Raw genomic sequence first — 12,668 nt, 5'->3', positions numbered from 1 at the left:
GGCCGCATCTAATCGCTCTGGCCCCCGGGCTGCAATGCCCGTAATTTGGTCGCATGTTAAATTACACCGAATATGGCGACACCGCCGCAGACCACCCGACCCTGCTCATTGTGCACGGGCTCTATGGCTCTGGCCGCAACTGGGGCGTGATCGCCAAACGTCTTTCCGATAACCGTCGGGTTGTGACCGTGGACATGCGCAACCACGGCAGCAGCCCGCATCACGCCAGCCACAGCTATCCGGACATGGCCCAAGATATCGCGCAGGTCATCGAACATCTGGGTGGGCCAGTGGACATCTGCGGCCACTCCATGGGCGGCAAGGCGGTGATGCTGCTGGCACTCACCCGTCCCGAGCTGCTGCGCCGCGTGATTGTCGCCGATATTGCGCCCGTCACTTATGGCCGCACACAGCAGATGTTCATCGACGCCATGCGCAGCGTGGATTTGGCACATATCGAGCGCCGCTCGGACGCCGAGGCGCAACTGGCCAAGGCCGGCGTAGAGCGCGCCTTGCAAAGCTTTTTCACCCAATCGCTTGACGTGCCCGACAAACGTTGGCGCTTGAACCTTGACGCGCTCGAAGCAGAGATGCCCAAGATCATCGGCTGGCCCGAGGATGTTAGCGGGCAGTTCGACGGGCCGACGCTTTTTCTATCCGGCGGCGCATCAGACTATGTCCGCGCCGAACATCGAGGTCTGATCAAGGAACTCTTCCCGCAGGCGCGCTTTGCCAAGATCCCCGGCGCGGGCCATTGGCTCCATGCCGAAAAACCACGGGAATTTGAAGCCACGCTGCGCATCTTCCTGAATACCGAAAGAACGGACACGCCAAGCTAGGTTCCTCCTGCACCCGCATAGACGGCCCAGAACATCACCCCCATGGGTAGAAGTCACCGCTCAACCCCTCGTTCTCAGGCCGTCGATGCCATTCCCCCTTGCAGCCACAGCCGCCTTGCCTATAAGGCAGGACAATTTTCAAGCACAGGGGGCCGCCATGCCAAAACGTACCGACATCCAGTCGATCATGATCATTGGTGCGGGGCCGATTGTCATCGGACAAGCCTGCGAGTTTGACTATTCCGGCGCGCAAGCCTGTAAGGCGCTGAAGGAGGAAGGCTACCGTGTCATCCTCGTCAACTCCAACCCAGCCACGATCATGACCGATCCGGGCCTTGCCGATGCCACCTACATCGAGCCGATCACCCCTGAGATCGTTGCCAAGATCATCGAAAAAGAGCGCCCCGACGCGCTTTTGCCCACGATGGGCGGCCAGACCGGGCTAAACACCTCGCTCGCGCTCGAAGAAATGGGCGTGCTCGAAAAATTCGGCGTTGAGATGATTGGCGCCAAGCGCGAAGCCATCGAGATGGCCGAAGACCGCAAGCTCTTCCGCGACGCGATGGACCGCTTGGGCATCGAAAACCCCAAAGCCACCATCGTCACTGCCCCCAAACGCGCCGACGGCAAGAAAGACCTCGCCGCAGGCGTGAACCTTGCGCTTGAGGCGCTGGAATACGTGGGCCTGCCCGCCATCATCCGCCCCGCCTTTACCATGGGCGGCACTGGCGGTGGCGTGGCCTATAACCGCGAAGACTACGAATTCTTCTGCCGCTCCGGAATGGACGCCTCGCCCATGGGGCAAATCCTCGTCGACGAGTCCCTGCTCGGCTGGAAAGAGTTCGAGATGGAAGTGGTGCGCGACACTGCCGACAACGCGATCATCGTCTGCGCGATTGAAAACATCGACCCAATGGGCGTGCACACCGGCGACAGCATCACCGTGGCCCCGGCCCTGACGCTGACCGACAAAGAATACCAGATCATGCGCAACCACTCCATCGCCGTGCTGCGCGAGATCGGCGTGGAAACCGGCGGTTCCAACGTGCAATGGGCCGTGAACCCCGCCGATGGCCGCATGGTCGTGATCGAAATGAACCCACGCGTTTCGCGCTCCTCAGCGCTGGCGTCCAAGGCTACCGGCTTCCCCATCGCTAAGATCGCGGCGAAGCTCGCCGTGGGCTTCACGCTGGATGAGCTCGACAACGACATCACCGGCGTTACCCCCGCGTCCTTTGAGCCATCAATCGACTACGTCGTCACCAAGATTCCAAAATTCGCCTTTGAGAAATTCCCCGGTGCCGAGCCGCATCTCACCACCGCGATGAAATCGGTGGGCGAAGCTATGGCGATTGGCCGCACCATCCATGAAAGCCTGCAAAAAGCGCTGGCGTCGATGGAATCCGGTCTTACTGGCTTTGACGAAGTCAAGATCACCGGGTTCAACGCCGATCTGCCAAACGACGCGCCGGAAAACACCGCCGCCCTTATAAAAGCGATCACCGCCCAGACCCCCGACCGCATGCGCACCATCGCCCAAGCGATGCGCCACGGAATGGCGGACGAAGATCTGCACGCCCACACGATGTTCGACCCATGGTTCCTCGCCCGTATCCGCGAGATCATTGAGGCCGAAGAAGGCATCCGCATGAATGGCTTGCCGGAAGACAGCGACAGCTTCCGCGACCTCAAAATGATGGGCTTCACCGACGCCCGCCTCGCCATTCTGACTGACCAACGCGAAGCCGCCGTCCGCGACGCCCGCCTCGCCCTTGGCGTCAAAGCCGTCTTCAAACGCATCGACACCTGCGCCGCCGAATTCGAAGCGCAAACGCCCTACATGTACTCCACCTACGAGACCCCGCTCATGGGCGAAGCCGAATGCGAAGCGCGGCCCTCTGACCGTAAAAAGGTCGTCATCCTCGGCGGTGGCCCCAACCGCATCGGCCAAGGCATTGAGTTTGATTACTGCTGCTGCCACGCCTGCTATGCGCTCACGGACGCGGGCTATGAGACCATCATGGTCAACTGCAACCCCGAGACGGTCTCGACCGACTATGACACCTCGGATCGTCTGTACTTTGAGCCGCTGACATTTGAGCACGTCATGGAAATCCTGCGCGTTGAGCAGGAAAACGGCACGCTGCACGGCGTCATCGTCCAGTTCGGTGGCCAGACCCCACTGAAGCTCGCCAATGGCCTGCAAGAGGCGGGCATCCCGATCCTTGGCACCACGCCGGACATGATTGATCTGGCCGAAGACCGTGAGCGCTTCCAACAGCTTGTGCTGAACCTCGGTCTCAAGCAGCCACACAACGGCATCGCCCATTCCGACGCTGAAGCGATGGAAATCGCCAAGGAAATCGGCTTCCCGCTGGTGATCCGCCCCTCCTACGTTCTGGGGGGCCGCGCGATGGAGATCGTGCGCGACCAAGCCAGCCTTGAGCGCTACATCACCAACGCCGTGGTCGTCTCCGGCGACAGCCCGGTGCTGCTCGACAGCTACCTCTCAGGCGCGGTTGAGCTGGATGTGGATGCCCTCTGCGATGGCGAGAATGTTCATGTCGCGGGCATCATGCAGCATATCGAAGAGGCGGGCGTTCACTCCGGTGACAGCGCCTGCTCCCTGCCGCCCTATTCGCTGCCGCGCGAGATCATCGCCGAAGTTGAAAAGCAAACCCGCGCGCTGGCCCTGGCGCTCAACGTCGTCGGCCTGATGAACATCCAATTCGCGGTCAAAGACGGCGAGATTTACTTGATTGAGGTCAACCCCCGCGCCTCGCGCACCGTGCCTTTCGTGGCCAAAGCGACGGACTCTGCTATCGCCTCCATCGCCGCGCGGATCATGGCTGGCGAGCCGCTGACCAACTTCCCCCTGCGCGCGCCCTATGACGCCTCCGCCGCGTATGAGGACACGCTGCCGCTCGGCGATCCGATGACGCTGGCAGACCCCAATATGCCGTGGTTCTCGGTCAAAGAGGCCGTGCTGCCCTTCGCTCGTTTCCCCGGGGTCGACACGCTCTTGGGGCCGGAAATGCGCTCCACGGGCGAGGTCATGGGCTGGGACCGCGACTTCCCCCGCGCGTTCCTTAAAGCGCAGTTGGGCGCGGGCAACCCGTTGCCACGCAAAGGCTGCGCTTTCTTGTCTGTCAAAGATGCCGACAAGGGCCAAGGCATGCTAGAGGCGGCAGAAATCCTGCTTGCCCAAGGCTTTGCCCTCATCGGTACCCGCGGCACCGCGGAATGGCTGTCTGAGAATGGCCATGCCTGCGCTGTGGTGAATAAGGTCTACGAAGGCCGTCCCGACATCACCGACATGATGAAGAACGGCGATGTGCATCTGGTAATGAACACGACGGAAGGCGCGCAGGCGGTTGAGGACAGCAAGTCGATCCGCTCCATCGCGCTTTATGACAAGATCCCCTACTTCACCACCGCCGCAGGCGCCCATGCCGCTGCATTGGCGATCAAGGCGCAGGCCGAGGATGAGATCGGCGTGAAGGCGCTTCAGGGTTAAGAAATTGGGGCTGTCCATTGGGCGGCCCCACTTCATTGTTGCGCTTAGCTGCCCTGAGGATCCGTGCCCTTTCATGCGTCCCAAAGTGCCACACGGCTAATTAGCTGACGATGCACCTCAGCCAGCACAGTTGCGGCGCAAAGCGCATTCGCGTGGCGTGGGATACGCTGACTTCCCGGCCCTCTAATCCGATTTGCGCAATCGGTTCGTGCATGAACGATGTCTCGACCAGCACCAGCCGGTCGCCTTCGGCCATCAGCGGCACGCGCTGACGTGACAGACCTGCTGCGAAATCCAAGTCCAGCAGGCTGTCCAATCCAATCCCTTGCGAGAAATCGACCAAAATTATCCGACGGTTAAGATCAGCACAATTGCTGAGACAGTGAACTTGGGTGATGCGCAGGGACACGTCATAGCCGATCAACTGCTCTGCGACCGATTGAAGCCCAAGCAGTTCGTTCAGGTCAATTGGCGTTGATTGCCGTGACAGGCTGTCGGCGATAACGGCAGTGGCATCCGTGGCCATTGCACGAATGCGAAAGGCATCCGTAAAGGTCAGCATCGCCATGATGGACCAAACCAAAAGCGGCAATAGAACGACAAATGCGATCGTTTGACTGCCCTCATCTGCCTTCAAGAAGCGTTTAAGCCTATTTGCAATCATCCGCGCGGCTCCGTCACAAAGGCAGTGGTGACCCGCACGCCGTACTGACTGTCAGATCCTTCGGGCAGACGGCGCCCCAGACCGGTCCCCGGCAAAAGCGGGTCGAAAAGGCGGCAGACCCGCATCATCATCAGGTTGTTCTGCTGGCCGGGTAGAAAGCCGTTGGCCGGGTCGTAATCCTCGTCTCGGTCCACACAGGGGGCTGGCCCTGAAAAGTCTGCCCAATCCGCCACAGGCTTGGCCTGCATCTCAATACGGATGCCCTCAAGACACCCGGCCTCAAAGACAGAACGCTCGCAGATCAGCGCCTTCATAGCGTCATAGCTCGGCGTGGCGCCGGTCGACAGGCGCACATCCCGCACGGCGAGGTTCGTCGCGCGGCGCAGCATGATCTCACGCGCGCTCCACAAGCCAGTTTCAAGCGCTAAGAAGAAGAAATAAAACACCAAAGGCAGCAGGATGACGAACTCAATGGTGACCCCGCCCGCCTCGGATGGGCGAAAACGATATTTGAAAAAACCCGTCATTTCGTCAGCCTCAACATTGAGATCGACGCGGCGATCATGTCAAAAGCTGTCTGGATCTCTAGTCCTTCAACATCGAAGTAATGGGATTCAGAAGAGGCGCAGTCCTTCAAAAGGTTCAGCGAATTGGTGTTGTCCACATCCATGCCGATGGAATAGATGACGACCCCCGCAGCATTCGCCACGCCGCAAATTTCCCGAAGGCGACGGTCTTTTTCCACCGAGTCGACCGTCCATTGAATGTAATCTCGGAAATTTATCGCACGCTGGTACCAGTACCAACTCGAGTTGTATCGTCGGCCGTACATGTTGTAGCCGTAGTAGTAGGGCGACATTTCGGCCCAGACTTCAGGCCAATCCAGGCGTTCTTCAGAGGACTTATTTGCCTGTTTGTAGTCGGAATTGTTCGCGAGCGTGTCATTGCTCCACATTCGCTGAGTTCCAAACGGGTGTATCGCGTAAAAGTTAGATTCTGGATAGGACCTATCGCTGTCATTCTCGTAACTGCTCTCCGAAGACGCGACAGAATAGTATGTGTTGCTCCCATAAGTCGTTCGGGTCAAATCCGATTGGCCAGATGCAAATTCTGGCTTTAGGCGATACTCCTCGCGGTTCTCACCGTCGGTCATCAGCACCAAGACTTTCATGCTATTATCGGCACCATAACTATGGGGGCGCCCCTGAAATGCGCGGTTGACCTGGCCTGACGCAATCATGGCAGCGATGGGTGTTTGGGCGGAAGGATCTAGCAAGGCCAACCCCCACTTCGCACCCATGTCGATAGAGGTTGAACCCAGAGGGGTCAGCGCAGCAATCTGCGCTTTCAGCTCTGCGACTGAACTAGACAAAGGCGTCACCGCGAAGCCAGAATCAAATCGGCACACCCATTGCCCCGAAGTTGGGTTTGAATTCGACTCATTGCCGATCAGAAAATGTCCGGTTCGCTGCAGTTCGGTGGCTGTATCGATGCCAAGATGCGTGAAGTCAGCAGCGTCAAAGTCCACGCAATGCGAATATGAATGCTCTTGAGACACGGTGTATTGGCCCAACAACGCCGACCCGGGGTTCACCTTTGTCGAATAAGGAACGATTGAAATTGACACACGCCCCTCTTCGGCATCACTCAAAATTGTCTCAACAAAATCGCCTGCCGCCCTTTTTAACAAATCCAGCTTGATCCCGCTGCGGTCGCTGGTGGTTTCCTCCATCGACCCCGAAACATCGAGTACGAGTGAAATTTCGATATCCTCCACCCGCTCTGTGGCCTCTGAGCTGATCGTCATGCCAAGCGTGTCTATATCGAAAAAGCGGAAGAAATAGGTGTTAAGCCCGGCAGGAAGCGATGCTTCGACTGTCCGGCCCACCAAGATGCCGCCGATTTTTTCTTCGCTTGTCTCAATCTCGACTTCCGACGGGTCAAGCCCCGCGGATGTGAGATAGCTGCGCACCACCTCCTCGGCATCGAGGTCTTGTGACAGGCTGGCAGCTGCCAGCACCGCGTTATCGAGGTGGGTCTGAAAGGTCGTCCGCGTCCGCTCGTGGTTTGCCAAATCTACGGCGAGCCCGCCAAAGATCGTAATCCCAAAGAATACGATCAGCATGAGGACCAGCATACCACCGCCCTCATCCTTGCGGAAATGCACTATCCTGCTGATAAGCATATTATATTTACTTCTCTGCCTCATGACACCCTCTTCTGCGGAGGTTGAAATCGTAAGGAGTTTTTGTGCTTTGCGTCGCGAAATCAGCGGCAAATAGCCTGTATAATCAGTGCCAGTTTCGTAGGCGCCAGTGCAAAACTCTGAATAAATTTTATCAATTAGTGGTTGTTAATATCTGATCACTGCCCCCTATCGATTGCATAGTCAAGGCACGCCGCATGATAGAGATAAATCAGATTGTGTGATTGTAGCGGCATTCCCACGCTTGCCATTTCAAACCCGTGGCAACTCTGTTGTGGTTTCGTTAAAGTACGAAACCTGCACCATTGCAGACAGTATGCACCCAAAGGTGCAGCAACCACGACGCCGGCCCCTTGCAAAACTTCTGGGGCTGCTCAGCTTTAGTAGACCAGCCATGCTGTTGGTGAGAAAGGGACAACTTCGATGTATCAAGCCGCCATCACCGGCACGGGCGTCTTCACGCCGCAGCAGACCATCACCAATGCGGAACTGGTCGAAGCGTTCAATGCCTATGTCGATCTTTACAACGACGAGAATGCCGAGGCGATCGAAGCAGGCACTGTGGACGCCAAGGCGCATTCTTCTGAGGAATTTATCCTTAAAGCCAGCGGCATTGAGCAGCGCTACGTCATGGACAAATCAGGCGTGCTTGACCCCAACATCATGCACCCCCTGCTGCGCCAACGCGCGGATGAGGAACCGTCATTGATGGCGGAAATGGCCGTTGACGCGGCCCAGAAAGCGCTTGCCGCTGCAGGCAAAACCACCGCCGATGTCGATGCCGTAATCTGCGCCGCTTCTAATCTGGAACGCGCCTATCCTGCGGTGGCCATTGAAATTCAGGAACTGCTCGGGGTTAAGGGGTTCGCCTTTGACATGAACGTCGCCTGCTCTTCGGCCACCTTTGGCATCCAGGCCGCGGCCGATATGATCCGCTCCGGCTCCATCCGCTCTGCTTTGGTGGTGAACCCTGAGATTTGCTCAGCCCACCTCGAATGGCGCGACCGGGATTGCCACTTTATCTTTGGCGATGTCGCCACCGCCACATTGCTAGAGCGCGCCGAAGATACCAACGGCCCCTGTTTTGACGTCATCTCAACCCGTTGCGCCACGGAGTATTCCAACAACATCCGCAACAACAACGGCTTCCTCCGCCGCTCACGCCCCGATGGGCTGAGCGACCGGCGCGATATGCAGTTCATGCAGAATGGGCGCAAAGTGTTTAAGGAAGTGTTACCCATGGTGGCCGACCATATCGGCGGGCATATGGCCGACAATGGGTTGGAATCCTCTGACCTGAAGCGCATTTGGCTACATCAGGCGAACAAGTCGATGAATGATTTTATCGGCCGCAAGGTGCTGGGCCGGGAGCCTGAACAAGGTGAGCAACCCAATATCCTGCAAGACTATGCCAACACGTCCTCCGCCGGGTCGATCATTGCCTTTGCGAAGAATTCCGATGATCTGAAGGACGGTGAAACCGGTCTGATTTGCTCCTTCGGTGCGGGCTATTCTGTCGGCTCGGTGATCGTCAAAAAACGCGGGTAACGGCCCGCGACATGCTCGCCGCCTTCGGTGCACGAGGGCGGGGTTTGCGTCTTGATCCGCTGTCATGGGCGGCGTAACACCCTGCCCATGGCAAAGCTCTACTTCAACTACTCCACCATGAACGCCGGTAAATCCACGGTGCTGCTACAAGCGGCGCATAACTACGTGGAACGCGGCATGGTCCCCTATCTGCTAACCGCCCAGTTCGACAATCGCGCGGGCGAAGGGCGCATTGCTTCGCGCATCGGCATCGGCCAAGAAGCCGACACTTTCGGCCCCGGCGAAGACCTTCTGGCCAAAATCGAAAGCCGTTTAGAGCAAGGCCCCTGCGCCTGTATCTTCGTCGACGAGGCGCAGTTTCTAGAGGTTGACCAAGTCTGGCAACTGGCCCGCGCAGTGGATGATCTGGGCGTGCCGATCATGTGCTTTGGCCTGCGGGTAGACTTTCGCGGTGAACTTTTCCCCGGTTCTGCGGCGCTATTGGCGCTGGCCGATGAAATGCGCGAGGTGCGCACCATCTGCCACTGCGGAAAAAAGGCAACGATGGTCGTGCGCCGCGACGCCGAAGGGCAAGCCATGCGCGACGGCGCGCAGGTGCAGATCGGCGGGAATGAAACCTATATCTCGCTCTGCCGCAAACACTGGCGCGCCGCCGTGGGGGATGGCTAAACCCGGTTCGGTAGGATCTCTCCGTCGATGAAGGCTTGCAGATTGGCCGCTGCCATCAGCCCCATATCGACACGGACTTCATGCGCCGCAGTGCCCAGATGTGGCAGCAGCACGACATTTTCTAAATCGCGCAGCGCTTGCGGGACATTTGGCTCGAATTCATAAACATCCAGACCAGCGCCGCCGATTTTGCCCACTCGAAGGGCTTCGATCAGCGCGGCCTCCTGCACCACATCGCCGCGAGCGATGTTGATCAGCCGAGCATGGGACTGCATCGCGCTGAGCACCGTCTCATCAATCAAATGCCGCGTCTCTCCCCCGCCCGGCACGGCGATGACAAGAATATCGACGGAAGTGGCAAGGTCTATCAGGCTTTCAACACGCGTGGCTGGGAAATCCAGGTCCTTGGCGCTCCGGTTGAAATAGCTGACCTGCATTTCAAACCCATAGTGACATCGCCGCGCAATCGCTTGCCCGATCCGACCCATGCCAACGAGACCAACTTTTTTGCCTGTCACGTGCAGCCCCAGCATCTGGGTCGGGTGCCACCCCTCCCACGCGCCGGAACGCACCAGCCGCTCCCCTTCAGCGGCGCGGCGTGCGGACATCAGCATAAGGGTCATAGCGACATCCGCCGTCGCATCGGTGACCGCGCCGGGAGTGTTCGTCACCTCAATCCCCGCAGCCCGGGCCGCAGCCGCGTCGATATGATTATAGCCGACGCCGAAATTGGCGAGGATTTTGCAGCGTGGGTCGGGCACATTGGCAAAGACTTCAGCCGAAAAGACATCTCCCAAGGTCGGCATCACCCCGTCATAGTCGCGCAGCGCAGCGCGCATTTCGTTAGCCGAGAGGGGAGCGGTCTCCTCGCGCACGGACACGTCGCAGCCTTTTAGCGCGCTGGTGACCTCTTCTGGCAAGGGTCTGGCAATCAATATTTTTTTCAATGCATCCGCCCCCCTTGAGGCACCAGTTGATCAGGTGAAAGCAATACAATCTCGCCGTCTTTGTCCGGCAAGCCGAGCACCAGCACCTCTGACATGAATGGCCCAATCTGGCGCGGTGGGAAGTTCACCACGGCCACAACCTGCCGCCCCACCAGCGTTTCCGGGATGTAATGAGCGGTGATTTGCGCAGAGGTTTTACGCTCGCCAATCTCATCGCCGAAGTCGACCCAAAGCTTGATCGCCGGCTTGCGGGCCTCAGGAAAGGGTTCGGCCCGGGTGACGGTCCCGACGCGGATGTCGACTTTCAAAAAATCGTCAAAGGAAATCTCAGCCATTTGCCAGCTCCCGCGATCTATCTGCGGCGGCGGCAACGGCGCGTTTCAGCAGGGGCGGGAAGCCTTTGGCCTCGTCCATCAAAACCTCAAGCGCCGCTTGGGTGGTGCCATTTGGGCTGGTCACGTTGACGCGAAGCTGGCCGGGATCCTCTTCGGCCTGCATCGCCAATGCCCCTGCCCCGGCGACGGTTGCTTTGGCCAACAGCATGGCTAATTCTTCGGGCAACCCTTGCGCCACACCGGCGGCGGCCATGCATTCGATCATATGAAAAACATAGGCCGGACCAGAGCCGCTGACCCCGGTGACTGCGTCGATCTGCGCCTCTTCGGTCAGGCGGACGACTTCGCCCACGGCGCTCAGCAGGGTCTCGGCCTCATCCAGTGACCGGTTGCCCGCCTTGGCATTGCCAACGATTGCCGTGATCCCTTGGGAAATGGCGGCGGGGGTATTGGGCATGGCCCGCACAATAGGTGTGTCGCCGCCAAGGACGCTTTCGAAATAGCCGATGGTGGTACCCGCAGCGACGCTGACAAAAAGCGTGTCGCCATTGCCCATCGCCTGAAGCGTCGGCAGCGCATCTGCCATCATCTGCGGTTTCACTGCCACCAGCACCACGGCGGGCGCGGCGGGCAGATCGGCGTTAAGGTTCACGCCAGTGCCTTGCAACCAGTCAGACGGCTTCGGGTCACGGACCCAGACCGAGCTTGCTGGCAGCCCCTTTGCCAGCCAACCCGCCAACATGGCCGACCCCATCTTGCCACAGCCCAGCAAAACTAGGCCATCACGTGCAACTCTGCCGTCTTTCATCGTCATCCCCCGAAGTTGTTCGGGGACTTTGTTACGCCCGGCCGTAAGCCTCTGCAATGGCGACATCCATCGCGGCCTTCGGTGTTTGATCCCCCCAGACCAGCAATTGCAGCGCAGGATAGTAGCGTTCCGCGCTCATGACAGCGGCACCAATCATCGTGTCGATCTGCTCAGGCCCCGCAACCTGACCACCCGCCAAAACCAACCCGTAGCGGTAGACCATCATTTGCTGATCAGCCCAAAAGCTGAACGCCCCGGCCCAGCATTGATCGTTGACGAGGTTTAACAATTCGTAAAGCTGCGGCAGTTTTTCGGCAGGCGGCTCCATCTCAAAGGTGCAGATCAAGCGCAGGGTCTCATCATAGGCGGACCACGCAAGGGTGATGGAATAAGTACGCCACTGCCCTTCAACAGCCATGGCGATCTGGTCATCCGCAACACGGTCGAAGTCCCAATCGTGATGGGCTGCCAAATTTTCTACGATATCAATGGGGTGAATGTCTTCTTCAAGGTAATGCTCGGACAGGGCCATTTCGCCACCTCTCAATCTGTTCCATAGGATGGGCCGTGGCGCCACCAGCCATGGAAGCCTGCACAAATAGGCGTGTAGGTTTACCTCGCCCATACAATATATGGTGCTTCCAGCAGGCCGCTCTGGCAACCTTTTTCTTGGGGATAACCACAAAAGGTAGGGGATAACCGCAATAACTTGTGGGTAAGTCGCGGAAAACGTCTAGGATTTGGAGGGGGATGCGGCGCGCGGCCCAGATTTGGGCTTCGGGCTACCGAAAGGATCACCGCCCTACGCAGGGGCAGCAGATCAATTTTTGGAGGGTGGTCGCTTAGCGCTCAGCCCTTGGCTTCCAGCTTGTCGAGGCGGGTTTTAAGCGCTTCATTCTCTTCGCGGGCCTTCTGCGCCATCGCGCGCACCGCGTCGAATTCTTCGCGGGTGACGAAATCACGATCGGCCAACCAACGGTCAAGCATGCCTTTCATGGCAGTCTCGGCCTCGTCTTTGGCGCCTTGGGCGACGCCCATCGCATTTGTCATCATCTGTGAAACGTCGTCGAAAAACTTGTTACGGGTCTGCATGTCTGGCCTCCGGAGGTTTGTTAGCCTCTATATGGGGCGCAAG

At 58.6% G+C, this 12,668-nt stretch carries 12 protein-coding genes; 4 read left to right on the top strand and 8 right to left on the bottom strand.

Annotated features, from left to right (window positions below):
* Positions 1 to 53: 53 nt before the first annotated feature.
* Together WNY61_RS11020 and carB are read left to right on the top strand one after the other, a co-directional pair.
* Positions 54 to 839, top strand: a complete 786-nt coding sequence (locus WNY61_RS11020) for an alpha/beta fold hydrolase (protein WP_342851492.1) — start codon at positions 54 to 56, stop codon at positions 837 to 839.
* A gap of 157 nt (positions 840 to 996) precedes the next feature.
* On the top strand, positions 997 to 4,356 hold the full coding sequence (gene carB / locus WNY61_RS11015) for a carbamoyl-phosphate synthase large subunit (protein WP_342851491.1): 3,360 nt from the start codon (positions 997 to 999) through the stop codon (positions 4,354 to 4,356).
* A gap of 100 nt (positions 4,357 to 4,456) precedes the next feature.
* On the opposite strand, the gene WNY61_RS11010 is transcribed toward carB, so the two are convergent.
* The 3 genes from WNY61_RS11010 to WNY61_RS11000 are packed head-to-tail and all read right to left on the bottom strand — an operon-like array spanning position 4,457 to position 7,229.
* Positions 4,457 to 5,020: a hypothetical protein gene (locus tag WNY61_RS11010; protein ID WP_342851490.1), complete on the bottom strand. Its 564-nt coding sequence runs from the start codon at positions 5,018 to 5,020 to the stop codon at positions 4,457 to 4,459.
* Positions 5,017 to 5,547: a TadE/TadG family type IV pilus assembly protein gene (locus WNY61_RS11005; protein ID WP_342851489.1), complete on the bottom strand. Its 531-nt coding sequence runs from the start codon at positions 5,545 to 5,547 to the stop codon at positions 5,017 to 5,019. Before WNY61_RS11005 ends, WNY61_RS11010 begins: the two co-directional genes overlap by 4 nt.
* Complete coding sequence (locus tag WNY61_RS11000; protein WP_342851488.1) at positions 5,544 to 7,229, bottom strand: Tad domain-containing protein; 1,686 nt, start codon at positions 7,227 to 7,229, stop codon at positions 5,544 to 5,546. The genes WNY61_RS11005 and WNY61_RS11000 overlap by 4 nt, the downstream gene beginning before the upstream one ends.
* Positions 7,230 to 7,649: 420 nt before the next feature.
* Between WNY61_RS11000 and WNY61_RS10995 the strand changes: the two genes are divergently transcribed.
* Entirely contained in the window at positions 7,650 to 8,774 is a 1,125-nt protein-coding gene (locus WNY61_RS10995) for a beta-ketoacyl-ACP synthase III (RefSeq protein ID WP_342851487.1), read from the top strand.
* Positions 8,775 to 8,861: 87 nt separating this feature from the next.
* Complete coding sequence (locus tag WNY61_RS10990; RefSeq protein WP_342851654.1) at positions 8,862 to 9,443, top strand: thymidine kinase; 582 nt, start codon at positions 8,862 to 8,864, stop codon at positions 9,441 to 9,443.
* On the opposite strand, the gene WNY61_RS10985 is transcribed toward WNY61_RS10990, so the two are convergent.
* The 5 genes from WNY61_RS10985 to WNY61_RS10965 form a co-directional block, all read right to left on the bottom strand.
* Positions 9,440 to 10,390, bottom strand: coding sequence for a D-glycerate dehydrogenase (locus WNY61_RS10985; protein ID WP_342851486.1), 951 nt, complete (start codon positions 10,388 to 10,390; stop codon positions 9,440 to 9,442). The two genes, WNY61_RS10990 and WNY61_RS10985, sit on opposite strands and share 4 nt — an antisense overlap.
* A complete protein-coding gene (locus WNY61_RS10980; protein WP_342851485.1) occupies positions 10,387 to 10,725 on the bottom strand; it encodes a tRNA-binding protein in 339 nt (112 codons plus the stop codon). Before WNY61_RS10980 ends, WNY61_RS10985 begins: the two co-directional genes overlap by 4 nt.
* Positions 10,718 to 11,533, bottom strand: coding sequence for a pyrroline-5-carboxylate reductase (gene proC, locus WNY61_RS10975; protein ID WP_342851484.1), 816 nt, complete (start codon positions 11,531 to 11,533; stop codon positions 10,718 to 10,720). The genes WNY61_RS10980 and proC overlap by 8 nt, the downstream gene beginning before the upstream one ends.
* Positions 11,534 to 11,564: 31 nt before the next feature.
* The gene (locus tag WNY61_RS10970; protein ID WP_007119034.1) at positions 11,565 to 12,065 is read right to left on the bottom strand and encodes a YbjN domain-containing protein; all 501 of its coding nucleotides are present in this window, start codon (positions 12,063 to 12,065) and stop codon (positions 11,565 to 11,567) included.
* A 317-nt stretch (positions 12,066 to 12,382) separates the two neighbouring features.
* A complete protein-coding gene (locus WNY61_RS10965; RefSeq protein ID WP_243266759.1) occupies positions 12,383 to 12,625 on the bottom strand; it encodes an accessory factor UbiK family protein in 243 nt (80 codons plus the stop codon).
* Between the last annotated feature and the right edge of the window lie 43 nt (positions 12,626 to 12,668).

The organism is Sulfitobacter sp. AS92 (assembly GCF_038900015.1).
Taxonomy (GTDB): domain Bacteria; phylum Pseudomonadota; class Alphaproteobacteria; order Rhodobacterales; family Rhodobacteraceae; genus Sulfitobacter.
This window is presented reverse-complemented; position numbering and strand designations above follow the sequence as displayed.